Source organism: Nocardia halotolerans (genome assembly GCF_042650145.1).
GTDB lineage: Bacteria > Actinomycetota > Actinomycetes > Mycobacteriales > Mycobacteriaceae > Nocardia > Nocardia halotolerans.
In genome coordinates, this window is sequence record NZ_JBHSDL010000014.1 from 1,576,813 (window position 1) to 1,600,938 (window position 24,126).

Sequence of the window (24,126 nt, forward strand, 5' to 3'; positions counted from 1 at the left end):
CGGTGCCGTCGAACGCCACCCCGGCGCCCGTAGGATCGGGACGCGCCACCCGACCGCCACCGACCGGACGGAGGAGGAGTTGCTCTCCGTACTACTCGTCCACGCCCTGGCCGCGCTGGTGGCCCCACTGTGTGTTCGGGTGCTGGGCCGCAACGCTTTCTACCTGCTGGCGCTGGTCCCCCTGGGCGGTCTCGGATGGGTGATCGCGCACTGGGGCACCACCGTGCAGACGAGACTGCAGTGGGCGCCACAGATCTCGATGAACATCGACCTGCGCTTCGATTCCCTCGCCGCGGTGATGAGCGCGCTGGTCCTCGGCATCGGGGCGCTGATCCTGGCCTACTGTGGCCGCTACTTCGAACGCGACGAAGCCAAGCTCGGCCTGTTCGCCGCCGAACTCACCGGTTTCGCCGGGGCGATGTTCGGGCTGGTGGTCAGCGACAACACGCTGTTGCTCTACGTGTTCTGGGAAATCACCACGGTGCTGTCGTTCCTGCTCGTCGGCCACTACGCCGAGCAGTCGGTCAGCCGCAGGGCCGCGATCCAGGCCCTGCTGGTGACCACCGCGGGCGGGCTGTCGATGCTGGTCGGGATCGTCATCCTGGGGCTGCGCTATCAGACCTTCCTGCTCTCGGAGATGCTCGCGGCGAGCTCGCCGCCCACCGGCACCGCCATCTCGGTGGCGATCGCACTGGTGCTGGTGGGGGCGCTGAGCAAGTCGGCCATTGTGCCGCTGCACTTCTGGCTGCCCGGTGCGATGGCCGCGCCCACCCCGGTCAGCGCCTACCTGCACGCCGCCGCGATGGTGAAGGCGGGCATCTACCTGGTGGCGCGGCTGGCGCCCGCGTTCGCGCAATCCCCGCCCTGGCACGCGCTGCTGCTGCCGCTCGGCGTCGTGTCGATGCTGCTGGCCGGCTGGCGGGCGATACAGGTGCACGACCTGAAGCTGGTGCTGGCCTTCGGCACGGTGAGCCAGCTGGGCCTGATGATCACCATGGTGGCCGTCGGCACGCCGGATGCCGCGCTGGCCGGGCTCGCGCTGGTGCTCGCGCACGCGTTCTTCAAGGCGTGCCTGTTCATGGTGGTCGGCATCATCGATCACGGCGCGGGCACCAGGGATCTGCGTCGGTTGTCGGGCCTGGGCAGACGCGCACCGGTGCTGTGCGCGATCGCGGTGGCCGCGACGATCAGCATGGCCGGTCTGCCGCCGATGCTCGGGTTCGTCGGCAAGGAATCGGCACTGAGCGCGCTGTGGGCGGCCGAGCTGCTGAGCCAGCCCGCGCGGGTGGCGCTGGTCGCCGGCGTCGCCCTGGGTTCGGCGTTCACGGTGGCCTACAGCGTCCGGTTCGTCTGGGGCGCTTTCGGAGTCACCGCCAACCCCGAGGCGACCACGACCTGGCACGCGCCCGGACCGCTGCTGCTCTTCCCGCCCGCGGTCCTCGCGGTGGCCGGTTTGGTCGGCGGGCTGTTCCCGCAGGTCGTCGACCGGTTGCTGAACACCTACGCGCATACCCTGCCCGGCGTACTCGACGCACATCTGGCCCTGTGGCACGGTTTCACCCCCGTTCTGGCGCTCACGGTGGTGGTGATCCTCGCCGGTTTCGCGCTGTTCCTGATCCGCGGCCGGATCGGGGAACCCCGGAAGCCGCGCCTGGGCAACGCCGACCGCGGCTACGACGCGGCCCTGCGCGCGATGGACCGGCTCTCGCTGCGTATCACCGGCACCACGCAGTCGGGTTCGCTGCCCGCCAGCCAGGCCATCATCCTCGGCACGCTGATCGTGCTGCCCAGCGTGATGCTGGCGCTTGGCACGCGCACCGGAGTGCGGCTGCGCCTGTGGGATTCACCGTTGCAGGCCGTGCTGTGCGCGATCATGATCGCGATGGCGCTGGCGGCGACGGTGCTGCGCAACCGCCTGGCCAGCGTGCTCGTGGTCGGCGTGACCGGTTACGGCTGCGGGGTGATCTTCGCGCTGCACGGTGCCCCCGATCTCGCGCTCACCCAATTCCTGGTCGAGACCCTCACACTGGTCGTCTTCGTGCTGGTCCTGCGCGCGTTCCCGGCCGAGATCTCCGCCGTGCAGTCCACGGCGTTCAAGCTGCGGCGCGCGCTGCTCGCGATCGCCACCGGCCTCACCGTCGCGGTGCTCGCGGCCTTCGCCACCGCGGCCCGGCGTGGCGAACCGATCTGGCAGGCCATCCCCGGGGCGGCCTATGAGATCGGCGGCGGCAAGAACGCGGTCAACGTCTTGCTGGTCGACATCCGCGCCTGGGACACCCTCGGCGAGATCTCGGTGCTCGTCGTGGCGGCCACGGGCGTGGCCTCCCTGGTGTTCCGCAGCCGCCGGTTCGGCAGCGCGCCGCGCGCGATCGACTCACCCGACTACGATCCCGACCAGGTGAGCTGGCTGCCCGCGGCCCGGCTGCTCGACCGGCGCGATCGCTCGATGGTCCTGCAGATCACCACCCGGCTGCTCTTCCCCACCATCATGGTGCTGTCGGTGTACTTCTTCTTCTCCGGTCACAACGCACCGGGCGGCGGCTTCGCCGGTGGCCTGCTGGCCGGGCTGGCACTGACCCTGCGCTATCTGGCCGGTGGCCCGTACGAACTCGGCGAAGCCCTGCCGGTCGACGCCGGCCACGTACTCGGGGCCGGACTCACGCTGGCCGCCGGAACCGCGACGGCCTCACTGCTGCTCGGCGCGCCGCCGCTGTCCTCGGCCATCATCGAGCTGACATTGCCGTTGCTCGGCGACATCAAACTGGTGACCGCGCTGTTCTTCGATCTGGGCGTCTACCTGGTGGTGGTCGGGCTGGTGCTCGACGTGCTGCGCAGCCTCGGCGCCCGCCTGGACAAGGAGGTGTCATGAGCGCCAACCTGAGCATGCTGATCGCCATCGGCGCGCTCACCGCCTGCGGTGTGTATCTACTGCTCGAACGAGTGGTGTCGAAAATGCTGCTCGGCCTGCTCCTGTTGAGCAACGCGGTGAACCTGCTGATCATCACCATGGCGGGCCCGGACGGGAAACCACCGGTGCTGCCGGGATCGAACACCTCACCCGCGGGCATGGCCGATCCGCTGGCCCAGGCGATGGTGCTCACCGCGATCGTGATCACCATGGGCATGGCCGCGTTCATTCTCACGCTGGCCTACCGCGCCTACATGCTGACCACCACCGAAGACGTGCACAAGGACCCCGAGGACACCCGGATCGCCGTCGGTCGTGAGCGAGAGGATCCCGAACATTGACCCTGTCCCCCGAGCTGCTGGCCGACCTCGCCGCCCTGCCGGTGCTGGTCCCGCTGCTCGGTGCCGCGGCCACCCTGATCTTCGGCAGGCACCCGCGGATCCAGGGCATGATCTCGCTCGCGGCACTGTCGTCGGTGCTGGCGATCAGCGCGGTGCTGCTGTATCTCGCCGACCGCGACGGCACCACCGCCGTTCAGGTCGGCGGCTGGCCGACACCCATCGGGATCACCCTGGTGGTGGACCGGCTCAGCGCCGGGATGGTGCTGGTGTCGGCGTTTGTGCTGCTGGTGGTGTCGATCTACGGTGCCGGACAGAACATTTCCGACGGCGACGACAACCAGCCCACTTCCATCTACCGGCCCACCTACCTGATCCTGAGCGCCGGGGTGTCCAACGCGTTCCTGACCGGGGACCTGTTCAACCTGTTCGTCAGTTTCGAGGTGCTGCTGGCCGCCTCGTTCGTGTTGCTCACCGTCGGTGCCACCGTGGAACGCGTCCGCACCGGCATCGCCTACGTGATGGTGTCGATGGTGTCGTCGATGATCTTCCTGATCGGCATCGCCCTCACCTACGCGGCCACCGGCACCCTGAATCTCGCTCAACTCGCCGTGCGGTTCGAGGCGGCCCCGAGCGGGGTGCGCACCGGCTGCTACGCGGTGCTGCTGGTGGCGTTCGGGATCAAGGCGGCGGTGTTCCCGCTGTCGAGCTGGCTGCCCGACTCCTATCCCACCGCGCCCGCACCCGTCACCGCGGTCTTCGCCGGTCTGCTCACCAAAGTCGGTGTGTACGCCATCATCCGAACCCACGCCCTGTGGTTCCCCGACGGCGCGTTCAACGTGGTGTTGCTGCTGTGCGGGCTGGCCACGATGCTCGTGGGCATCCTGGGCGCCATCGCGCAGACCGATATCCGGCGCCTGCTCTCGTTCACCCTGGTCAGCCACATCGGGTACATGGTGTTCGGCGTCGGGCTGGCCACCACGGCGGGGCTGACCGGCGCGGTGTACTACGTGGTCCACCACATCCTGGTGCAGACCACCCTGTTCCTCGCTGTCGGCCTGATCGAACGACAGGCGGGTTCGGTGTCGTTGCGCCGCCTCGGTGGACTGGCCACGGCGAGCCCGCTGCTGGGGGCGCTGTTCCTCGTCCCCGCACTGAATCTGGGCGGCATACCGCCGTTCTCGGGGTTCATCGGCAAGGTCACGTTGCTCGAGGCCGGTGCCGCCGACGGCAGCGCGCTGGCCTGGGTGCTGGTGGGCGGGTCGGTGCTCACCAGCCTGCTCACCCTGTACGCGGTTGCCAGGGTGTGGAGCAAGGCGTTCTGGCGGCCACGCGAGGAGGCACCCGAGGGCCATCTGACCGCGGCGAGACTGCCCACGCTGGTGGAGGATTCCAGCAGTGTGAAGTACGAGGACCGCACCGATCCCGGCCGGATGCCGATGCTGATGGTGCTGGCCACCGTCGGGCTCGCCGCCGCCGGGCTCGCGCTGACCGTCTTCGCCGGGCCGGTGCTCGGCTTCGCCGAACGCGCCGCCACCGACCTCAACGACCCGTCGGTGTACATCGACGCGGTATTCGGCCGTGAGGGGGTGCGATGAGAACGCTGCACCGGTTGCTCAACCGCGACACCGCGCTGCGGGTCTGCACGCTGGCCTGGCTGACGGCGGTGTGGGTGGCGCTGTGGGGCGAGCTGAGCGTGGCCACGGTGACGGCCGGGTTCGCCGTCGCCCTGATCATCATCTTCGCGCTCCCGTTGCCGCAGGTCCCGGTATCGGGGCAATTCCATCCGCTGTCGTTTCTCGCCCTGCTCGCCGTCGGCAGCTATTACGCCGTCGAATCGAGTCTGCAGGTGGCGTGGTTCGCCATCCGGCCCTCGGGTCCGCCGATCTCGGGTGTGCTGCGCGTGCCCCTGGCCATCCGGTCCGATCTGGTGCTGGTGATGTGCACCGACCTGCTGAACCTGATTCCGGGCACCATGGTGATCGAGATCGACCGGCGTCGCCACGTGGTCTACGTCCATGTGCTCGACGTGGGCAGCGACAAGGCGGTGGCGAAGTTCTACCGCACCACCCGCAGGCTGGAGACCTTGATCATCAGCGCCTTCGAGCGACCGAGCGAATGGCACCATCCACGAGGTGCGGAGGTACACCGATGACCGTGGTCGCCGTGATCGCCGCCGTCATGCTCACCGGGGCGGCACTGATCACCACCTACCGGATCCTGGCGGGCCCGAGCACCCTCGACCGTGTGGTCGGCATCGACTCGCTGATGGCACTGGCCTCCGCCGGACTGGCCGTCTGGGCGGCCTACAGCGACGACACCACGGTGATCCCGGCGATCGTGGCGCTGTCGCTGGTCGGTTTCCTCGGGTCCGCCGCGGTGACCCGCTTCCGGGTGCGGGACGAGCGATGAGCGGCTGGGAGTGGGTTTCCGGGACGTTGATCCTGGTGGGCTGCGCGCTCGCGTTCACCGCGGCGCTGGGTATCGTGCGCTTCCCCGACACCCTCACTCGCATGCACGCGGCGACCAAACCGCAGGTGGTCGGGCTGATGCTGGTGCTCACCGGCGCCGGTATCGACCTGCGTGGCGACATCAACGCCTGGATGCTGGTGCTGATCGGGGTGTTCACCATCATCACCGCGCCCGTCGTGGCCCACCTGATCGGCCGCACCGCCTACCGCGAACAACGCCGCCGCGACGATCTGCGGCTGCGGGTCGACGAACTCGACGAGCGGCGCCGCTGACTACGCGGCCGCCGCCGCGACCGGCTTGCGCGCGGGCGCCGCGGCGAACCAGGTGGCGTGGAAACTCACGCAGACCGCGGTCAGCGATCCGATCACGAGGGCCCCGGCCAGAATCGGGTGCTCGGCCATCGGTACGGCCAGGTAGCGGTAGGACAGCAGCAGTCCCGCGAACACCGCGGTGCCGAAGGCCACCAGCCGAATCCGGAACGCGCCCCAGCCCCGTTCGGGTGCCCGCAGCGCCGACTCGACGGTCAGGCACAGCACCACACCCGCCACCAGGTCCACCCCGTAGTGGTAGCCGAAGCCGAGAGTCGCGGCCACCGTCGCGCCCAGCCAGAACGCCCCGCCCCAGCGCAACCAGGCCGGCGCGCGCGAACCGTCGACATCGCGACGGGTGTGGATGAACAGCGACAGCGCCCAGGCGGTGTGCATGGAGGGCATGCAGTTGCGCGGGGTGAATTCGTCGAAGGGCAGGGCCGCCGGTGAGTGGTCGATCGGCGGCAGCGCCGATGGCCAGAAGTTGCCCACCTGGAAACCGTTGCCGTCGACGCCGTAGGCGAACATCGGCCCGACCACCGGGAACAGCACATAGAACAGCGGGCCGACCAAGCCGAGCACCAGGAAGGTACGCACCAGGTAGTGGCTGGGCCAGCGCCCGGTGCGCACGACATGACGCAACTGCCACACCGCCACCACGATCGCCGCCACCGGCAACTCGATGTAGACCCAGTGCAGCACCGCGTACACCTCGGGACCGAGCACCTCGAGCACCTGCCCGAGCACCCAGGACGGGTCACCGAGCGCGCGATCGGCGAGCAGCAGGTATTCGTCGAGCACCGTGGGGTGCACCGCCGAGGTGACGTGCAACCACACGTCACCGACCTTGGTGGCCAGCACCAGCAGCGCGCCCAGCGCCGCGGCCTTCAGCGCGTCATCACGTTCGCGCCCGTGCCAGCGCAGCGCCGCGATCAGCACCAGCACGGTGAGCACGATGGTCGGGCCGTTGCCGACCGCGAACGGTTTGCCGTCGAGCAGCCGCAGCGTCGCCCACACCGCGTCGATCCCGATCGCCGCGGCCAGCGCGAACACCCGCCTGCGCGCCGAGATACCGACCAGCGCGAGCACCAGACCCGCCCACGGCACCGACATCGATTTCGGGGTGCCCACGTAATCGCGAGCCAGGCTGGCCAGCGGCCCCTCGAAGCCGTTGACCCACGCGCCGAGCTGTAATCCGATGAGCAGTACAGCCACCGCCGACACCGCGACAAGGGCGAGTGTCCGCGGCGCGCGCAGACGAGAACCGAGGGTGGCGTCCCCCGGAACAGCGCGCGGATGTTCGACCAGCATCCAAACATCGTAAACGCCGGGTTAACGACACCGGACCGGGCAGCTGAACGCTACTGATCCAGCTCGCGCACCAGCGAGTCCACAACCGCGACGAGATCACCTTGGGACTGCGCGGCCACCCGGCGTTGCCGCTGGTAGGAGGCGCCGTGCCGGGGAATGTCGGCGACCGCGGCCAGTTCGTCGGCGCAATCGAGCCGCCGCGCGGTGGGCTCGAGCCGGGTGAGCAGATCCATCAGATCGTCGGTGACCAAGCGCTCATTGCTGGCGTCGTCGACGACCACGATCGCGTCGAGCCCGTAGCGCGCGGCCCGCCACTTGTTCTCCTGCACATGCCAGGGCGGCAACGTCGGCAGGTCTTCGCCCGCGTCGAGGCGGCGGTCGAGGTCGACGACCAGGCAGTGGATCAGCGCGGCCACCGAGGCCAGTTCGGCACGGCTGGACAGCCCGTCGCACACGCGCACCTCGATGGTGCCCCACTTGGGCGCGGGGCGGATGTCCCAGTGCATGCCGCCGAGTTGTTCGAACACACCGGTTTTCATCTGGTCGTGCACGAAACCCTCGAACTGGCGCCAGTTCTCGAACTGGAACGGCAACCCGGCCGTGGGCAGCTGCTGGAACATCAGCGCACGGTTGCTGGCATAACCGGTGTCGTCACCGGACCACATCGGCGACGACGACGAGAGGGCGAGCAGATGCGGATACGACAGCAGCAGCGAGTTCAGGATCGGGAAGACCTTGTCGCGGTGCGAAACCCCCACGTGCACGTGCACGCCCCAGATCAGCATCTGCCGGCCCCACCACTGCGTGCGTTCGATCAGTTCGTCGTAATGCGGTGAGCGCGTGAGCTGTTGGGTCGACCACTGCGCGAAGGGGTGGGTGCCCGCGCAGAACAGGTCCACTCCGAGCGGGTCGGCCGCGCGGCGCACCGCGTTCATGGTGGTGCGCAGATCTTCCACCGCGCCGCCCACCGTCTCGTGCACACCGGTCACCAATTCGACGGTGTTGCGCAGCAGTTCCTTGGTGACCTGCTGGGTGCCGTCGTGGGCGCGCAGGTCACCGACCGCGTCGAAAACGGCCGAGGCGGTGTTGGACAGATCGCGCGTGGTCTTGTCGACCAGCGCGATCTCCCATTCGATACCGATGGTGGGCCGGGGCGAACCACGGAAAGCCACCGGCTCGAACGCCCCGGCCATGGCCGAGATCCGCTAACCGACCACGCCGCAGGCGACTCGCGAGCCCGCGTCACCGGTGGACAAGGTCGTCTCGTCGGGCCCGGTGCCGCCTTCACGCGAGTAGCGCGGCGGGATGTTGCCGAAGTTGTCGGCGCCGGCGTGCACGATCAGGGCCTTGCCCCGCACGTCGTCGAGCTCGACCGCGTCGGTGCGGGTGACCAGCTTCGCGGTGCCGTCGGCGCCGACCTGCAGCGAGGTGAGGTCGCCGCTGGCCGGGTGCGCGTCGGCCGGACCGACCTGTAGATGTCCACCGGCGGAGGTGAAGTCGCCCTCACAGGTGCCGTTCTCGTGGAAGTGCAGGCCGTGGAAGCCGGGGCGCAGGCCGCGCGCCTCGACGGTGACGACCAGGTGGCCGCCCTCGGAGGCGATGGTCGCGGTGCCGACACCGTTGCCGGAGCCGTCCTTCAGCTCGGCCCGCAGACCGGCCTCGGAGCCGCTGTGGTCGTCGCCGTGGTCGCCGGGCGCGGCCGACGGTGCGCCGTGCTCGGTGCCGTGGCCGTCGTCTTCGCTGCCGGCGGGCGCGGCCGAGCTGGTCCACACCGGGGGCGTGGTGCCCTTGACGTCACTCGACTCCTGGCTGTTGGAGCACGCGGCGAGCCCGAACGCGGCGACCGCGATAATCGGGGTCACAGTGCGCCAGGACGGGCGACGAGTTGTCGACGTGGCCATCAGGAGACTCCTTATCGGACTGGGGCTGTACCGCTGAAGATGATGCCACAGCGGCGGCACCACCTACGGCACCGCGTGCCGGGCATCGGCTCAGCGACCGGTCAACACGACCACGACACCGGGGGAGTTGTCGGTGGTCTTCGGTGCCACCGTGCCACCGACCTGCGCGGCGATCTCGGCGGCCGCGGCCTGGTCGCCCGCGCCGCCGCCGTAGAAAACGGTGGTGGTGGTCAGGTTCGTGCCGCTGTAGTTGCCGGTGCTGACGTTGCTCCAGCCCGCCGCGCCGAGTTCGCTCGCGGTGCGCGCGGCCAGACCCGCGACGAGGCTGTTGTTCAGGACCCGCACGGGCACCGAGCGGTCGACGGTGCCGGTCTCGGCCGTGGTGGTCACGGGCGCGGTGGTGGTCGTCGGCGCGATGGTGGTGGTCGTGGGTTCGGCAGCCGCGCTGGTGGTCGTCGGTGCGGCCGTGGTGGCCGGTGCCTGCGCGACCGCGCTGGAGGTGGTGGTCTCGGTCTGCTCGGGCGGATCGGATGCCTGGGCGCCGGAGTTCGACAACGACATCGCACCCAGCCCGGCGAAGACTATGGCCAGCGCGATCAACACCATCGCCAGCGCGCGCAGCGGTGGGCCGCCGGGGGTGGGATTCGGGTTGCTCACCCGCGCAACCCTAGTCGCATCGACTGCCGGATGGCCGTCATGTCAGACCTGGAAGCCGAGTCGGCGCGCGGCGCGCGCTTTCTGCCTACTGGCCCGCAGCCTGCGCAGCCGCTTGACCAGCATCGGGTCGGCGGCCAGCGCTTCTTCCTTGTCGACTACCGCGTTGAGCACCTGGTAGTACCGGGTGGCCGACATGGCGAACAGTTCGCGGATCGCGTCTTCTTTGGCGCCCGCGTATTTCCACCATTTGCGTTCGAAGTCCAGGATGTCGAGCTCACGGCGACTGAGACCGGTGCCTTCGTCGGTGGCCGGGTCCTGGGGGTCCTGGGGAATGTGCCGAGCCGCTGCGCCGTCCATCTTGCTCCCTCGCCGTATCACGAGATGAAAATGACGCTTGCACGTCGCGGATCATTGAACCACGAGCGGGCCGGATCCTGGGAGCGATGTCCCGGCGTGTTGACTCGGGGCCAGTAGGGGTGTCGCGGCCCACAGGGGCCGCCGCTCGCGCACCCGCGCGAGCGGCGATAATGGCGCGCATGGCAATTCTCCCGATCGTGATCGTCGGTGACCCCGTCCTCCACACCCCCACCGCGAAGGTGACGGAGTCGCCGGCGGAACTGGCCGAGCTGATCGCGGACATGTTCGACACCCTCGAGGAGTCCAAGGGTGTGGGCCTGGCGGCCAATCAGGTCGGGGTCGGCAAGCGGCTGTTCGTGTACGACTGCCCCGACGCCGACGCCACGGGCAACCAGATCCGCCGCCGGGGTGTGGTGGTGAACCCGGTGCTCGAGACCTCGGCGATCCCGGAGACCATGCCCGACCCCGACGACGACGAGGAGGGCTGCCTTTCGGTACCGGGCGAGCAGTTCCCCACCGGACGCGCGGACTGGGCCCGGGTCACCGGCACCGACGAGCACGGCGACCCGGTCGACATCGAGGGCACCGGCTTCTTCGCGCGCATGCTCCAGCACGAGGTCGGCCACCTCGACGGCTTCCTCTACGTCGATGTCCTGATCGGCCGCAACGCCCGCGCGGCCAAGAAGGCGATCAAGCGGAACGGCTGGGGCACACCGGGTCTGAGCTGGGTGCCCGGCACCGTCCCGGATCCCTTCGGCAATGATTGAGATGTCGGGGGCCCGATGATCCCGCTCGGCAGCCGGGTGGTGATGCGATATCAGCTGCCCGCGGGTTATCCACAACCACTCACCGATGTGATCGGTGAGCTGGTCTCGATGTCACCGCCGTCGGTGCGGACCGCCGAGGGTGAGCTGGTCGCGGTCGCGGCGGACCGGGTGGTCGCGCTGAAAGCGCTGGGGCCACGGCCGATTCGCACCAAAGAGATCCGCTCGCTGGAGGCCGCGGCGGCCGCCGCGTGGCCGGGTACGGCGCACCTGTGGATCGACGGCTGGCTCGTCCGGGCGGGCAACGGTTACACCGGTCGCGCCAATTCCGCTGTGCCGCTGGGCGAGTCGGGTTCGCCCGCGGTGTTGTCGATCGACACGATGCACCGGATCGCGGATTGGTACACCAGCCGGGAGCTGCCGCTGCTGTTGCAGCTGCCCGACCGGCTGGCCCCGGTGCCGCCGGGCTGGAACACCTGGAGCGAGACCGTGGTCCTCGGCCTCGATATCGCGAATTTCGTCCTGCCCCAGGGGCCGTCGATGGTCCGGATCGCCGCCGAGCCCGACGACGGCTGGTTGCGCACCCACCGTTACCGCGGCGAGCTGCCCGCCGATCCCGCCGTCCGCACACCGGACCGCGAAGTCCTCACCTCGGTCCTCGACGGCGCCCTCGGCTTCGCCTCGCTCGGCCTGCCGGAGCCGTTGGCGATCGGGCGCGGCGCGGTGACCACCGCCCCGGACGGCAGGCGCTGGGTCGGTCTCACCTGTGTCGCCGTCGCCGCCGCGCACCGGCGCAACGGGTTGGGCGCGCTGCTGTGCGCCGAACTGATCCGCTGGGGCGCCGAGCGCGGCGCCACCCACGCCTACGTCCAGGTGGAGGTCGGCAATCCGGGCGCGCTGGCGCTGTACCGCGAGCTCGGCTTCGTCGAACACCACAGCTACCGCTACGCAGCCCCACCGGGCTGACCTCGAAAGGACCGGCAACCGTGCGTCTGGCCACTTGGAACGTCAATTCGATCCGCTCCCGTGTCGATCGGGCGACGGCGTTGCTGCAGCGCCACGACATCGACGTGCTGGCCTTGCAGGAGACCAAGTGCCGCGACGACCAGTTCCCGTTCGCGCAGTTCGAGGCCGCCGGGTACGAGGTCGCCCATGTGGGTCTGAATCAGTGGAACGGTGTGGCCATCGTCTCGCGGGTGGGGCTCGCCGATGTGGAGCTCGCGTTCCCCGGCCAGCCCGGTTTCGACAAGAACGCGGGTGATTCGTTGCTCGACTCGCCGGTGGTGGAGTCCAGGGCGATCGGCGCGACCTGCGGTGGCGTGCGGGTGTGGAGCCTCTACGTTCCCAACGGCCGCGCGCTGAGCGACCCGCACTACACCTACAAGCTCGACTGGCTGGCCGCCCTGCGCGCGGAGGCGGCCGAGTGGCTGGCCGCGGACCCGAGAGCCGAGATCGCCCTGGTCGGGGACTGGAACATCGCCCCCACCGACGACGACGTGTGGTCGCCACAGCTCTTCGAGGGCAAGACCCACACGTCCGGCCCCGAGCGGGCCGCCTTCCAGGCGATGCTCGACACCGGTTTCCGCGACGTGCTGCGCCCGTTCGCCCCCGGCCCCGGCGTCTACACCTACTGGGACTACACCCAGCTGCGTTTCCCCCGGAAAGAGGGCATGCGCATCGACTTCGCGCTGGCCTCCCCCGCCCTGGCCGACCGCGTCACGGACGCGTTCGTCGACCGCGAGGAACGCAAGGGCAAAGGGGCCAGCGACCACGCCCCGGTGATCGCCGAATTCTGAGCCGCCGCGGACTAAAATGGCCACCAGCTCTGGCCATGAAGTCTCCGAGAGGCGGTCCAGTGTTCTATCGGCAGGTGGGCGCGGTGCCGCCGAAGCGGCACACCCAGCATCGTGACGCGCGCGACAATCTCTATTACGAAGAGCTGATGGGCGAGGAAGGCTTCACCGGCGCCTCCTCGCTGCTCTATCACCGTGCGCTACCAGCGGCGATCGTGGATTCGTCGGTCTGGCAGCTCCCCGATCAGACGCTCACAGCCAACCACCCGTTGCGGCACCGGCATCTGCGCCTGCCCGAGCTGTTCGGAGGCGAGACCTGCGCAGGCACCGACCCGGTCACCGGCCGCAGGCTGCTGCTGGCCAACGCCGATGTGCGGATCTCCTATGTGGTGGCCATGTGCGCGTCCCCGCTGTACCGCAATGCCATCGGTGACGAACTGGTCTACATCGAATCCGGTGCGGCCGAGGTCGAGAGCGTGTTCGGGACGCTGCCGGTGCGCCAGGGCGATCAGCTGATCATGCCGCGCGCGACCACGCACCGTTGGCTGCCCACCGGTGACCAACCGTTGCGCGCGTACGCGATCGAGGCATCGAGCCACCTCACGCCACCGAAGCGGTACCTGTCGAAATTCGGTCAGCTGCTGGAGAACTCACCGTACTGCGAGCGCGATCTGCACGGACCGACGGCGCCGCTACTGCGCGAGGGCACCGACGTCGAGGTGCTGGTCAAACATCGCGCCGGAGCCGAGGTCGTCGGCACCCGGTTGACCTACGCCACACACCCTTTCGATGTCGTCGGCTGGGACGGTTGCCTGTATCCCTACACTTTCGACATCGCCGACTTCGAGCCGATCACCGGCCGGGTACATCAGCCGCCGCCCGTGCATCAGGCGTTCGAAGCGACCAATTTCGTGGTGTGCAATTTCGTGCCGCGCAAGGTGGACTACCACCCGCTCTCGATTCCGGTGCCGTACTACCACTCCAATGTGGATTCCGACGAGATCATGTTCTATTGCGGCGGAGATTACAAGGCGCGCAAGGGTTCCGGTATCGCTCAGGGATCGGTGTCGGTGCATCCGGGTGGATACGCGCACGGGCCGCAGCCCGGCGCCTACGAGCGCAGTATCGGCGCGGAGTTCTTCGACGAGCTGGCGGTGATGGTCGACACCTTCCGTCCGCTACAGCTCGGTGAAGGCGCGCTGGCCTGCGAGGATCCAGATTATGCGTGGACCTGGTCGGGCCGCGGGCCGGGGCTCCGATGAGCGGGCTGCTGCGCGTCGAGGTGGCCGACGATTCCCTGTTCGGCGCCGAGAACCTGCCCTACGGTGTGTTCGCACCGCCGGGCGGTGACTTCCGGGTGGGTGTCCGGCTGGGCGATTACGTGCTGGATCTCGCTGCGCTGCTGGAAGATCCGACTTTCTCCACGCCCAGCCTGAATCCTTTTCTCGCCCAGGGTCCGGCTCGCTGGCGTGCGGTTCGCGACCGGGTGCGTGGCCTCGCCGACACCGCGTTGGCCGTCGACGCGGTACACCCGCTGTCGACGGTGCGGCTGCTCCTGCCGGTGCGTATCGGCGACTACGTCGACTTCTACGCCAGCATCGACCATGCCACCAACCTGGGCAGGCTGTTCCGGCCCGAAGCCGCACCGCTGCTGCCGAATTGGCGGCATCTGCCCGTGGGATACCACGGCCGCGCGGGCACCGTCGTCGTGTCGGACACGCCGGTGATCCGGCCACACGGGCAATGTCGCACCGATTCCGGCGCACCGGAATTCGGTCCGACCCAGCGACTCGACATCGAAGCCGAGCTGGGTTTCGTCGTCGGCGCGGGGTCCGCGCCCGGGGTGCCGGTCACTGTCGACGAGTTCGACGCCCACGTCTTCGGGGTCGCGCTGATCAACGACTGGTCGGCCCGCGACATCCAGGCCTGGGAATACCAGCCTCTCGGGCCGTTCCTCGGCAAGTCGTTCGCCACCTCGATGTCGGCCTGGATCACCCCGATGGCCGCGCTCACGCACGCCCGGGTGCCACTACCCACCCAGGACCCCGAACCGCTGCCCTACCTGCGCGGCACCGACGACCACGGTCTCGACATCGCGCTGACGGTGCGATGGAACGGCGAGATCGTCGCGCGCCCGCCCTATGCGCGCATGTACTGGTCGCCGGCGCAGATGCTGGCCCACCTCACAGCCAACGGCGCCTCGATCCGCCCCGGCGACCTCTACGCCTCGGGCACCATCTCCGGTCCGGGGCCGGGTGAGTGCGGCTCGTTCATCGAGTTGTCGCGGGGTGGCACACAACCGGTGGCCGTCGCCGGGGGGAGCCGCACCTACCTCGCCGACGGCGATGAAGTGGTGATCACCGCCACAGCTGCGGGCGCGGCGGGCCGCAGGATCGGATTGGGCCAGGTCAGCGGGCGAATTGTGCCCGCGCGCACCGGCTGACGGCCCCGGATTCCGGGTCAGGTACCCCATCAGTGGTCCGTTAAACTGACGGCATTCGTCTTCCCCGTGGTGGTTTCGCCCCACGGGGGACGAAGGCCGGGGGGACCACCTGTGGCCTACCCACGCCCCCGGGCCGGTGGGTGACCGAATCGACGCGGGCAACGCAAGAAGTCTCGACGTTCGACATTCTTGAACGAGAGAGCCGCCCGACGATGCTGACCAGAATCGCCCGCGCCGTCGTGCGCCGTCCACGGCTGGTGGTCGCGGTCGCGTTGTTGCTCATGGTGCTCGCAGGCGCCGTCGGCGTCTCGGCTCCCGCCCACATGAAGTCGGGTGGCTTCATCACCGGGGAACACGAGTCGGTGCAGGCCGGACGCTACCTCGGCGACCACTTCCCCGGCAGCCAGCCGAACTACGTTCTACAGGTCAGGGCCGTCGCGGGCGTCGACTCCCCCGCCGCGCAATCCGCCGCCGACCACGCGATCACGGTACTCACCGCGACCCCAGGGGTGAGCGTGATCCAGTCGTACTGGACCAGCCGCTCCGATCTGCGCCCGGCGATGCGCAGCGAGGACGGCACGCGCGGGCTGATCGTGGCCGCACTCTCCGGCGACCACGCGAGCCAGGCCGCCGAGCTCGGGACGCGGCTCCAGGTCGACGAGGGTCCGGTGACGATCACGGCCGGTGGCGCGGGCGCCACATTCGCCGATATGAACACCCAGATCAGCCGCGACCTGGTGGTGGCCGAGGCGATCGCCATCCCGGTCACCGCGATACTGCTCGCCCTGGTCTTCGGCAGCATCGTCGCGGCCGCGCTGCCGGTCGCCATCGGCCTGTTCGCCATCGCGGCGGCCCTGGGCATTCTGCGATTGCTCACCACGGTGACCGAGGTGTCGGTCTTCGCGCTGAACATGACCACCGCGCTCGGGCTGGCACTGGCCATCGACTACAGCCTGTTCATCGTCAGCCGGTACCGGGAGGAACTGGCCGCCGGGGCCGCCCCGGAAGCGGCGGTGATCCGGGCGATCCAGACCGCAGGTCGCACCGTGGTGTATTCCGCGCTGGTCGTGGCGTTGTCGCTGTCGGCGCTGCTGGTGTTCCCGCAGTACTTCTTCCGGTCCTTCGCTTACGCGGGCATCGCGGTGGTGTGCGCCGCGACGGCGGCCGCGATCGTAGTGCTGCCCGCGCTGCTGATCCTGGTCGGCGACCGGATCAACGCGGGCAGACTGCGTCGGCGGCCGCGCCCGGAAAAGGCGCCGCAGCACACGTTCTGGTATCGGCTGGTGCTGCTGGTGATGAAGCGGCCACTGCCGGTAGCCCTGGTCACCACCGCGGTCCTGCTGTTGCTCGGTTCCCCGTTTCTCGGGGTGCAGTTCGGCTACCCCGACGACCGGGCCCTGCCCGAGCAGGCACCCAGCCGGGTGGTCGGCGACGTGCTGCGCACCGAATTCGAGGCCGATCTCGCGGCCGGCGCCACCGTCGTGCTGCCCGAACACCGTGCTGACTCGCGGGCGCTGGGCGATTACGCTTGTGCCCTGTCGCAGGTGTCGGGCGTGGTGGCGGTACTCAGCGGTGATGCGGTGTGCCGCAACGGCCTTCGTGTCGCGGCCGGGCTCCCGGAGATGACCGATCCGGCCGGGGGCGCCTATCTGACGATCGGCACGCGGGTCGACCCGTACGGGACGGCGGGCCGCACCCAGCTCGAGGCGCTGCGGGCGGTACCGGCACCGTCGACCTCGCTGATCACCGGAGCAGCTGCGCTGAACCATGATTCGGTCAGTGAGATCACCGGCCGGGTGCCACTGGCCGGGGTCCTGATCGCGATCACCACGCTGATTTTGCTGTTCCTGTTCACCGGCAGTGTGGTGCTCGCCGTGAAAGCGCTGGCGTTGAACATGCTCTCGCTGGCGGCGACCTTCGGGGCGATGGTGTGGATCTTCCAGGAGGGACATCTGTCCGGGCTGCTCGGCTTCACCGCCACCGGCACGCTCAACCTGGCCCTGCCCATTCTGATGTTCAGCCTGGCCTTCGGCGCCTCGATGGACTACGAGGTGTTCCTGCTCTCGCGCATCCGGGAGGAATGGCTGGCCGGACCCAAGACCACCGAGGGCAATACCCGGGCGGTCGCGATGGGCGTGGCCCGCACCGGCCGCATCTTCACCGCGGCCGCACTGCTGATGAGCATCGTGTTCCTGAGCGTGGCGACCTCCGGGGTGTCGATGATGAAGCTGTTCGGGCTCGGCTGCGCGCTGGCGGTGATCAGCGACGCCACGGTGATCCGCGGCCTGCTCGCCCCCGCCCTGATGCGCATGATGGGCATCTGGAACTGGTGGTCCCCGAAACCACTCGTGGTACTGCACAACAAGTTCGGTTTGCACGAACCGGAACCGGCCGCTCCCAGGCCCGCCGCGCCCCCGCCACGCCGATTGGAACGGGTGCGCTGACAACCTGGATCATCCACCCAGGGGCGGAGATGATAACCGAACAAGCTCCACCCTGAGTCGGTATCGACAGGATTTCGCCGCGGGCTACGGTAACGACGAGACGTTTCCGAACAGAGGGCACCGACGATGTTGACGAGAATTGCCCGCGCCGCCGTCGGCCGACCCCGGTTGGTGATCACGGTCGCGCTGTTGCTGATGGTGCTGTGCGGCGCACTCGGCGCCACCGTGCACTCGCACATGAAGTCGGGCGGCTTCGTCACCGACGACCTCGATTCGGTGCGGGCCAGCCAATACCTCAGCGAGCACTTCCCCGGGAGCGAACCCAACTACGTCCTGCTCGTCACCGCCGACGACGGACCCGACTCGCCCGCCGCGCGCGCCGCCGCCGACAACGCGCTCGAAATCCTGGACGCGCACCCCGAAGTCAGTGGCATGCAGTCGTATTGGACTGCACGCCCGGACCTGAAGCAGGCGCTGCGCAGCACCGACGGCAAACAAGCGCTGATCCTGGCCAGCATCGAAGGCGACGACGCCGAGCTCCCGGTACGCGCCGACGAACTGAGCGACCGGCTACAGATCGAGTCCGGGCCGGTGACGATCCGGGCCGGTGGGCTGGCCGCCACCTTCGGCGACATCAACTCCCAGATCAGCAAGGACCTGATCATCGCCGAGGCCATCGCCATCCCGATCACCGGCCTGCTGCTGGCACTGGTGTTCGGCAGCCTCATGGCCGCGGCCCTGCCCGTGGCGATCGGGCTGTTCGCGATCGCCGCGTCGCTGGGCATCCTGCGGGTGCTCACCGCCCTCACCGATGTGTCGATCTTCGCGCTGAACATGACCACCGCGCTCGGGCTGGCACTGGCCATCGACTACAGCCTGTTCATCGTCAGCCGGTACCGGGAGGAACTGGCCGCCGGCGCCACCCCGGCCGCGGCGGTCACCCGTTCCATCCGGACCGCGGGCCGCACGGTCGTGTACTCGGCGCTGGTCGTGGCGTTGTCGCTGTCGGCGCTGCTGGTGTTCCCGCAGTACTTCTTCAAGTCCTTCGCCTACGCCGGTATCGCCGTGGTCGCGGCGGCCACCGCGGCGGCGGTCATCGTGCTGCCCGCGCTGCTCATCCTCGTCGGCGACCGGATCAATGCCGGTGACCTACGCGCACCGCTGCGCAGGCTGTTCGGCGACCGGGCCGCCCCGGCCGCCGAAAAGGCGCCGCAGCAGACGTTCTGGTACCGCCTGGTGGTGGCCGTGATGAAGCGGCCGTTGCCGATCGCGCTGGCCACCACCGCGGTCCTGCTGCTGCTCGGTTCACCGTTCCTCGGCGTCCAGTTCGGCTACCCCGACGACCGCTCGCTGCCCGCCGACGTGGCCAGCCGCGAAGTCGGTGACGTGCTGCGCACCGAATTCGACGCCGACATGGCGGCGAGCGCCACCATCGTGCTGCCCGACTTCCGCGGCGCCCCCGCCGAGCTCGACACCTATGCGCGCGAGCTGTCGACGGTGCCCGACGTCCCCGCGGTGCTCAGCAGCGCGGCCGTGTACCGCAACGGGCTGCGGGTGGCCGCCGGCGTGCCCGAGATGTCGGACCCGAACACCGGCGCGTATCTGTCGGTCGGTACCCGGCTCGACCCGTACTCCGATGCCGGACGCCAGCAGCTCGACGCCCTGCGGGCCGTCGAGGCGCCCACCGAAGCCCTGGTCACCGGCCCCGCCGCCCTGAACCAGGACTCGGTCACCGCCATCACCGGCAAGCTGCCCCTGGCCGGCGCGCTGATCGCGATCACCACCCTGATCCTGCTGTTCCTGTTCACCGGCAGTGTGGTGCTGCCGGTGAAGGCGCTGGCGCTCAACGTCCTGTCGCTGGCGGCGACCTTCGGCGCCATGGTGTGGATCTTCCAGAACGGCCACCTGTCCGGGCTGCTCGGCTTCACCGCCACCGGCACCTTGAACCTGGCCATGCCGATCCTGATGTTCAGCCTCGCCTTCGGCGCTTCCATGGACTACGAGGTGTTCCTGCTCTCCCGCATCCGCGAGGAATGGCTGGCCGGGCCGAAAACGACCGAGGGCAACACCGAGGCCGTCGCGATGGGCGTGGCCCGCACCGGCCGCATCTTCACCGCCGCCGCCCTGCTGATGAGTGTGGTGTTCCTCGGCGTCGCCACCTCCGGTGTCTCGATGATGAAGCTGTTCGGCCTCGGCTGTGCCCTGGCGGTGATCAGCGACGCCACGGTGATCCGTGGCCTGCTCGCCCCCGCCCTGATGCGCATGATGGGCAAGTGGAACTGGTGGTCCCCGAAACCACTCGTGGCGCTGCACAACAAGATCGGCCTGGAAGAAGCCGAAGAGCACCCAGCCCCCACCAAAGAACCCCAACTCGCAAAAACCAGCACAAGTTAGCGCGCACCAAGCCCGCCACCTACACTCCGAACCAAGCCACGCACGCCCCGACCTCGGGGAGGGGCCCGCCGCGAAGCGGCGGGTTCGCGGCCGTCCCGCCGATGGGAGGCCGTTGCGCTGGCGACGAAGGAGCAAGCAACGGCCTCCCATCGGCGGGACACAAGGGGCCGCGAACCTCGAGCGCGCCAGCGCTCAAACCAACACAGCACTCGAGCGCGCCAGCGCTCCAATAAGCACGGGGGCTCGCACCAGCGGGCTGAGAGGACAGCTAGCCCGGTTTCGGGCGGTAAAGGGCTGTCGACCGTATGAACCTGACCGGGTAATGCCGGCGTAGGGAGGAATCTTCATGGGTAGAAGCACGTCGTCGAACGGCAGCACCGACACCGTCGACACCGTCACCACCGGCCCGATCCAGGGCAGCGTCAAGCATTACAACGAGGTCGATGGCCTGCGCATCCCGGTGCGCCGGGTCAACCTCACCAACGGAGAGCACTTCGACGTCTACGACACCTCGGGGCCCTACACCGACGACGAGGCCGTGATCGACCTCGAGGCCGGGCTGCCGAAGTTGCGCGCCGAGTGGGCCGAACCCGAGGTCGAGGGCCCGCGCACACAGTTGCACTGGGCGCGCCAGGGTGTCATCACGTCGGAGATGCGTTTCATCGCCGCGCGGGAGGGCGTGTCACCGGAGCTGGTGCGCGACGAGGTCGCCGCCGGGCGCGCGGTGATCCCGGCCAACCACAACCACCCCGAACTCGAACCGACCATCATCGGTAAGAAGTTCCTGGTCAAGATCAACGCCAATATCGGCAACTCGGCGGTGTCGTCCTCGATCGCCGAAGAGGTCGAGAAGATGGTGTGGGCCTCGCGCTGGGGTGCCGACACCATCATGGACCTGTCCACCGGTAAGAACATTCACGAAACCCGCGAATGGATCCTGCGCAACTCCCCCGTCCCGATCGGCACCGTGCCGATCTACCAGGCGCTGGAGAAGGTGAACGGTGACCCCACCGCACTCACCTGGGAGATGTACCGCGACACCGTGATCGAGCAGTGCGAGCAGGGCGTGGACTACATGACCGTGCACGCCGGGGTGCTGCTGCGCTACATCCCGCTCACCGCCAAACGCGTCACCGGGATCGTCTCGCGTGGCGGATCCATCATGGCCGCTTGGTGTTTGGCTCATCACCAGGAATCTTTCCTGTACACGCACTTCCGGGAGCTGTGCGAGATCCTCGCGAAGTACGACGTGACGTTCTCCCTAGGCGACGGTTTGCGCCCCGGCTCGATCGCCGACGCCAACGACGAGGCCCAGTTCGCCGAACTGCGTACCCTCGGCGAGCTCACCAAGATCGCGAAATCCTATGGCGTGCAGGTGATGATCGAAGGCCCCGGCCACGTGCCGATGCACAAGATCGTCGAGAACGTGCGCCTGGAAGAGGAGCTTTGCGAGGAGGCGCCGTTCTACACCCTCGGCCCGCTGGCCACCGATATCGCGCCCGCCTACGACCACATCACCTCAGCCATCGGCGCCGCGATCATCGCCCAGGCCGGCACCGCCATGCTCTGCTATGTCACCCCCAAGGAGCACCTGGGCCTGCCCACTCGTGACGACGTGAAGGTCGGCGTGATCACCTACAAGATCGCCGCCCACGCCGCCGACCTCGCCAAGGGCCACCCCCACGCCCAGGACCGCGACAACGAATTGTCCAAGGCCCGTTTCGAATTCCGCTGGCACGACCAGTTCGCCCTGTCCCTCGACCCCGACACCGCCCGCGAATACCACGACGAGACCCTGCCCGCCGAACCCGCCAAGACCGCCCACTTCTGCTCCATGTGCGGCCCGAAGTTCTGCTCCATGCGTATCTCCGCCGACGTGCGCGAATACGCCGAAAAGCAGGGCCTCACCGATGTGGCGGCCATCGAGGCGGGCATGGCCGAGAAGTCGGCCGAGTTCGCCGACCACGGCAACCAGGTCTACCTGCCGGTCGTTTCCTGACCACACCTGGTCCGGCCCCCGAAGTCCATCCCAGGATTTCGGGGGCTTTCCCTACTTCTGCGGCTCCGTAGGCTGCTGGCATGTCCACTCGTATGAAACGAATCGTCGCCGGCACCGTTACGGCCGCGGCCCTGTCGCTCGCCGCTCCGATCGGCTCGGCCCAAGCGGCTCCGCTGCCGGTCGCCGGGTCCACCGATATCGGCTGCACCTCGACCGATATCAACCCCTGCCCCATCCGCCCGCTGCTCGACCTGCTCACCCTGGTGACCAGCGGCTCCGCGTAGGACATCTCGCCGGTTGTCCGATGCCACATCGAGTGCTTCGCTGTCGGTGATCCCAGATCCGCCTCGTTCTGTCTCAGACCACTGAGAAGCCCCGTGGGAGGGCGGTTCTGCCGGTGAGTGCGGCCAGTACCGGCTGGCCGTCGCCGACTCGGACGGCGATGCGGGCGGCGAGCTCCGTCGCTTCGGTGAGCACGTTCTCGGGCAAAGTGCAGGGCAGGCCGGTGGCGGCGGCGATGTCGAGGCTGTGGACGGCGAGTTCGAAGGTGCGGGTCGGCAGGTAGGTGTGCAGGCGCATGCCGTGGCCGCCGAAGACTTCGATCAGCCGGTCCTCGGCTCCCCGCACCGCCGTGGTGGCCGCGGCTGCCAGGGCGTCCACCGTGTCGGCGGGCGCCTCCCCCAGTTCGGTTCCGGCGTCGCGGCCGCGTCGCACGATCGACGCGGCGGCCGTTCCCGCCGTGTACTCCTTGACCATGGCGTAGTACTCCTGCGGGCTCCGCAGGTCCTCGGCCTCGGCCGATGTTCGCAGGTAGGTCGTCACCGTGACGAGCGAGCGCGACGTGTGCCCGACCAGCGCACGCAGGTCCCACTCCCCCAGACCCGGCCCGTCCCAGCGGTTCCCGGGAATCCGGCGCACCAGTGCGGCGAAACTCCCTGCCGCGTCTACGAAGGTTTCGAGCGGGTTCGCATCCACCCGATCGAACCTACCCGGCCGCCGCGTCGAGGATGTCCGGGCCGGCAGGTACGGTCACAGTGACCCAGCGACCCGCTGACCGGCACCGCAACGATCCCGCAGGCGGCCGAGGCGGAGGACGGACAGCGACGTGGCCGACGCCTTCTATCTCCCGGACCCGGCGAACCCCGACCGGTTCGTCTCGACCGAACTCACCCGTGGCCCGTGGTCGCCCGACGCCCAGCACGCCGGCCCGCCGTCGGCCCTGCTCGGGCACGTGATCGAACGGTGTGAGCCGCGACCGGGATTCCAGGTGGGACGCGTGGCGGTCGAGATTCTCGGTCCGGTGCCCCTGGAACCGTTGACGGTGCAGACCCGGATGGTGCGCTCGGGGCGCAGCGTGGAACTGCTCGAGGCGACCTTGTCGTCGGAGCGCGGGCCGGTGATGCAGGCCAAGGCGTGGCGGCTCAAGGTCGCCGAGCCCGCCCTGGACCTGCCCAGCGAGTTCTTGCCCACCGGAACCCGGCCGCTGCCGACCACCACCGAGCCCTCCGGCTTCCCCAGCGAACAGAAGGTCGGATTCCACACCGGTATCGAATACCGTTTCACCACAGGCTCTTTCGACGAGTCGGGTCCAGCGGTGTGCTGGATCCGGTTGAAGTATCCGATCGTCGCGGGCACCGTCCCCAGCCCGCTGGAACGCGCGCTGGCCGCCGCCGATTCCGGCAACGGGGTGAGCGCGGTCCTCGACTGGTCGAAGTATCTGTTCATCAACACCGATCTCACCGTCACCCTGCACCGGCAGCCGGTCGGCGAATGGGTGTGCCTGGACGCGGTGACGCATCCGCAGCCGCACGGCATCGGTCTCGCCGAATCCGCGCTCTTCGACGAGACCGGGCCGATCGGGCGCAGCACCCAGACGTTGCTGCTCGCGCCGCGCTGATCAGCGCAGGGCGTCCAGGTTCACCAGGTCGCCGTTGCCATGTTTGACCAGCTCCGATTCCCCGGTGCTGGTGCGCCGGAACGGGTCACCCTGCCCGGTGGTGAGCAAGCCGCGCAGGCTGCTACCAGGCCCGCACATCG

Annotated in this window: 23 protein-coding genes; 16 read left to right on the forward strand and 7 right to left on the reverse strand. The window is 69.0% G+C overall.

The window, feature by feature from the left end; genetic code table 11:
• The first annotated feature begins 79 nt into the window (after positions 1 to 79).
• The 6 genes from ACFO5K_RS17765 to mnhG are packed head-to-tail and all read left to right on the forward strand — an operon-like array spanning position 80 to position 5,990.
• Complete coding sequence (locus ACFO5K_RS17765) at positions 80 to 2,869, forward strand: Na+/H+ antiporter subunit A (protein ID WP_378563480.1); 2,790 nt, start codon at positions 80 to 82, stop codon at positions 2,867 to 2,869.
• Positions 2,866 to 3,249, forward strand: coding sequence for a Na(+)/H(+) antiporter subunit C (locus ACFO5K_RS17770; protein ID WP_378563482.1), 384 nt, complete (start codon positions 2,866 to 2,868; stop codon positions 3,247 to 3,249). Before ACFO5K_RS17765 ends, ACFO5K_RS17770 begins: the two co-directional genes overlap by 4 nt.
• Positions 3,246 to 4,844, forward strand: coding sequence for a Na+/H+ antiporter subunit D (locus tag ACFO5K_RS17775; protein ID WP_378563485.1), 1,599 nt, complete (start codon positions 3,246 to 3,248; stop codon positions 4,842 to 4,844). Before ACFO5K_RS17770 ends, ACFO5K_RS17775 begins: the two co-directional genes overlap by 4 nt.
• Positions 4,841 to 5,401 (forward strand): Na+/H+ antiporter subunit E, encoded by a 561-nt coding sequence (locus ACFO5K_RS17780; RefSeq protein WP_378563488.1) that lies wholly within the window; start codon positions 4,841 to 4,843, stop codon positions 5,399 to 5,401. The genes ACFO5K_RS17775 and ACFO5K_RS17780 overlap by 4 nt, the downstream gene beginning before the upstream one ends.
• Positions 5,398 to 5,658: a monovalent cation/H+ antiporter complex subunit F gene (locus ACFO5K_RS17785; RefSeq protein ID WP_378563491.1), complete on the forward strand. Its 261-nt coding sequence runs from the start codon at positions 5,398 to 5,400 to the stop codon at positions 5,656 to 5,658. The genes ACFO5K_RS17780 and ACFO5K_RS17785 overlap by 4 nt, the downstream gene beginning before the upstream one ends.
• Positions 5,655 to 5,990, forward strand: coding sequence for a monovalent cation/H(+) antiporter subunit G (gene mnhG, locus ACFO5K_RS17790; RefSeq protein ID WP_378563494.1), 336 nt, complete (start codon positions 5,655 to 5,657; stop codon positions 5,988 to 5,990). The genes ACFO5K_RS17785 and mnhG overlap by 4 nt, the downstream gene beginning before the upstream one ends.
• Here the strand turns inward: mnhG and ACFO5K_RS17795 are convergent, their stop codons facing one another.
• The 5 genes from ACFO5K_RS17795 to ACFO5K_RS17815 all read right to left on the reverse strand — a co-directional run bounded on the left by ACFO5K_RS17795 (position 5,991) and on the right by ACFO5K_RS17815 (position 10,252).
• Entirely contained in the window at positions 5,991 to 7,337 is a 1,347-nt protein-coding gene (locus ACFO5K_RS17795; RefSeq protein ID WP_378563497.1) for a phosphatase PAP2 family protein, read from the reverse strand.
• Positions 7,338 to 7,387: 50 nt separating this feature from the next.
• On the reverse strand, positions 7,388 to 8,530 hold the full coding sequence (locus ACFO5K_RS17800; RefSeq protein ID WP_378563500.1) for a glutamate--cysteine ligase: 1,143 nt from the start codon (positions 8,528 to 8,530) through the stop codon (positions 7,388 to 7,390).
• Between the two features lie 12 nt (positions 8,531 to 8,542).
• On the reverse strand, positions 8,543 to 9,238 hold the full coding sequence (gene sodC, locus ACFO5K_RS17805) for a superoxide dismutase[Cu-Zn] (protein WP_378563503.1): 696 nt from the start codon (positions 9,236 to 9,238) through the stop codon (positions 8,543 to 8,545).
• A gap of 90 nt (positions 9,239 to 9,328) precedes the next feature.
• A complete protein-coding gene (locus tag ACFO5K_RS17810) occupies positions 9,329 to 9,895 on the reverse strand; it encodes a LytR C-terminal domain-containing protein (RefSeq protein WP_378563506.1) in 567 nt (188 codons plus the stop codon).
• Between the two features lie 42 nt (positions 9,896 to 9,937).
• Positions 9,938 to 10,252, reverse strand: a complete 315-nt coding sequence (locus ACFO5K_RS17815; protein ID WP_378563509.1) for a DUF3263 domain-containing protein — start codon at positions 10,250 to 10,252, stop codon at positions 9,938 to 9,940.
• A gap of 179 nt (positions 10,253 to 10,431) precedes the next feature.
• On the opposite strand from ACFO5K_RS17815, the gene ACFO5K_RS17820 reads away from it, so the two are divergent.
• The 9 genes from ACFO5K_RS17820 to ACFO5K_RS17860 all read left to right on the forward strand — a co-directional run bounded on the left by ACFO5K_RS17820 (position 10,432) and on the right by ACFO5K_RS17860 (position 22,373).
• Positions 10,432 to 11,019: a peptide deformylase gene (locus ACFO5K_RS17820; RefSeq protein ID WP_378563512.1), complete on the forward strand. Its 588-nt coding sequence runs from the start codon at positions 10,432 to 10,434 to the stop codon at positions 11,017 to 11,019.
• Between the two features lie 15 nt (positions 11,020 to 11,034).
• A complete protein-coding gene (locus ACFO5K_RS17825; RefSeq protein ID WP_378563515.1) occupies positions 11,035 to 11,982 on the forward strand; it encodes an N-acetylglutamate synthase, CG3035 family in 948 nt (315 codons plus the stop codon).
• A 20-nt stretch (positions 11,983 to 12,002) separates the two neighbouring features.
• Positions 12,003 to 12,812 (forward strand): exodeoxyribonuclease III, encoded by an 810-nt coding sequence (locus ACFO5K_RS17830; RefSeq protein ID WP_378563518.1) that lies wholly within the window; start codon positions 12,003 to 12,005, stop codon positions 12,810 to 12,812.
• A 59-nt stretch (positions 12,813 to 12,871) separates the two neighbouring features.
• Positions 12,872 to 14,071 (forward strand): homogentisate 1,2-dioxygenase, encoded by a 1,200-nt coding sequence (locus tag ACFO5K_RS17835; protein ID WP_378563521.1) that lies wholly within the window; start codon positions 12,872 to 12,874, stop codon positions 14,069 to 14,071.
• A complete protein-coding gene (gene fahA, locus ACFO5K_RS17840) occupies positions 14,068 to 15,252 on the forward strand; it encodes a fumarylacetoacetase (RefSeq protein WP_378563940.1) in 1,185 nt (394 codons plus the stop codon). Before ACFO5K_RS17835 ends, fahA begins: the two co-directional genes overlap by 4 nt.
• Before the next feature lie 212 nt (positions 15,253 to 15,464).
• Positions 15,465 to 17,696, forward strand: a complete 2,232-nt coding sequence (locus ACFO5K_RS17845; protein ID WP_378563524.1) for an MMPL family transporter — start codon at positions 15,465 to 15,467, stop codon at positions 17,694 to 17,696.
• Positions 17,697 to 17,822: 126 nt separating this feature from the next.
• Complete coding sequence (locus tag ACFO5K_RS17850; RefSeq protein WP_378563527.1) at positions 17,823 to 20,090, forward strand: MMPL family transporter; 2,268 nt, start codon at positions 17,823 to 17,825, stop codon at positions 20,088 to 20,090.
• Positions 20,091 to 20,436: 346 nt separating this feature from the next.
• The gene (thiC, locus tag ACFO5K_RS17855) at positions 20,437 to 22,089 is read left to right on the forward strand and encodes a phosphomethylpyrimidine synthase ThiC (protein ID WP_378563530.1); all 1,653 of its coding nucleotides are present in this window, start codon (positions 20,437 to 20,439) and stop codon (positions 22,087 to 22,089) included.
• A gap of 80 nt (positions 22,090 to 22,169) precedes the next feature.
• On the forward strand, positions 22,170 to 22,373 hold the full coding sequence (locus ACFO5K_RS17860) for a hypothetical protein (RefSeq protein WP_378563533.1): 204 nt from the start codon (positions 22,170 to 22,172) through the stop codon (positions 22,371 to 22,373).
• Between the two features lie 73 nt (positions 22,374 to 22,446).
• Here ACFO5K_RS17860 and ACFO5K_RS17865 read toward each other — a convergent pair whose 3' ends face one another.
• Entirely contained in the window at positions 22,447 to 23,064 is a 618-nt protein-coding gene (locus tag ACFO5K_RS17865) for a maleylpyruvate isomerase N-terminal domain-containing protein (RefSeq protein ID WP_378563536.1), read from the reverse strand.
• Between the two features lie 130 nt (positions 23,065 to 23,194).
• On the opposite strand from ACFO5K_RS17865, the gene ACFO5K_RS17870 reads away from it, so the two are divergent.
• Entirely contained in the window at positions 23,195 to 23,986 is a 792-nt protein-coding gene (locus ACFO5K_RS17870) for a thioesterase family protein (RefSeq protein ID WP_378563539.1), read from the forward strand.
• Here the strand turns inward: ACFO5K_RS17870 and ACFO5K_RS17875 are convergent, their stop codons facing one another.
• Positions 23,987 to 24,124: a hypothetical protein gene (locus ACFO5K_RS17875; protein ID WP_378563542.1), complete on the reverse strand. Its 138-nt coding sequence runs from the start codon at positions 24,122 to 24,124 to the stop codon at positions 23,987 to 23,989.
• Between the last annotated feature and the right edge of the window lie 2 nt (positions 24,125 to 24,126).

What these genes read in the sequence shown, in the direction of transcription:
- ACFO5K_RS17770 (WP_378563482.1), top strand. Translation starts at nt 2,866, where the DNA reads ATGAGCGCCAACCTGAGCATGCTGATCGCCATCGGCGCGCTCACCGCC.
- ACFO5K_RS17780 (WP_378563488.1), top strand. Translation starts at nt 4,841, where the DNA reads ATGAGAACGCTGCACCGGTTGCTCAACCGCGACACCGCGCTGCGGGTC.
- ACFO5K_RS17785 (WP_378563491.1), top strand. Translation starts at nt 5,398, where the DNA reads ATGACCGTGGTCGCCGTGATCGCCGCCGTCATGCTCACCGGGGCGGCA.
- mnhG (WP_378563494.1), top strand. Translation starts at nt 5,655, where the DNA reads ATGAGCGGCTGGGAGTGGGTTTCCGGGACGTTGATCCTGGTGGGCTGC.
- ACFO5K_RS17795 (WP_378563497.1), bottom strand. Translation starts at nt 7,337, where the DNA reads ATGCTGGTCGAACATCCGCGCGCTGTTCCGGGGGACGCCACCCTCGGT.
- ACFO5K_RS17800 (WP_378563500.1), bottom strand. Translation starts at nt 8,530, where the DNA reads ATGGCCGGGGCGTTCGAGCCGGTGGCTTTCCGTGGTTCGCCCCGGCCC.
- sodC (WP_378563503.1), bottom strand. Translation starts at nt 9,238, where the DNA reads ATGGCCACGTCGACAACTCGTCGCCCGTCCTGGCGCACTGTGACCCCG.
- ACFO5K_RS17815 (WP_378563509.1), bottom strand. Translation starts at nt 10,252, where the DNA reads ATGGACGGCGCAGCGGCTCGGCACATTCCCCAGGACCCCCAGGACCCG.
- ACFO5K_RS17820 (WP_378563512.1), top strand. Translation starts at nt 10,432, where the DNA reads ATGGCAATTCTCCCGATCGTGATCGTCGGTGACCCCGTCCTCCACACC.
- ACFO5K_RS17825 (WP_378563515.1), top strand. Translation starts at nt 11,035, where the DNA reads ATGATCCCGCTCGGCAGCCGGGTGGTGATGCGATATCAGCTGCCCGCG.
- fahA (WP_378563940.1), top strand. Translation starts at nt 14,068, where the DNA reads ATGAGCGGGCTGCTGCGCGTCGAGGTGGCCGACGATTCCCTGTTCGGC.
- ACFO5K_RS17845 (WP_378563524.1), top strand. Translation starts at nt 15,465, where the DNA reads ATGCTGACCAGAATCGCCCGCGCCGTCGTGCGCCGTCCACGGCTGGTG.
- ACFO5K_RS17850 (WP_378563527.1), top strand. Translation starts at nt 17,823, where the DNA reads ATGTTGACGAGAATTGCCCGCGCCGCCGTCGGCCGACCCCGGTTGGTG.
- thiC (WP_378563530.1), top strand. Translation starts at nt 20,437, where the DNA reads ATGGGTAGAAGCACGTCGTCGAACGGCAGCACCGACACCGTCGACACC.
- ACFO5K_RS17860 (WP_378563533.1), top strand. Translation starts at nt 22,170, where the DNA reads ATGTCCACTCGTATGAAACGAATCGTCGCCGGCACCGTTACGGCCGCG.
- ACFO5K_RS17875 (WP_378563542.1), bottom strand. Translation starts at nt 24,124, where the DNA reads ATGTGCGGGCCTGGTAGCAGCCTGCGCGGCTTGCTCACCACCGGGCAG.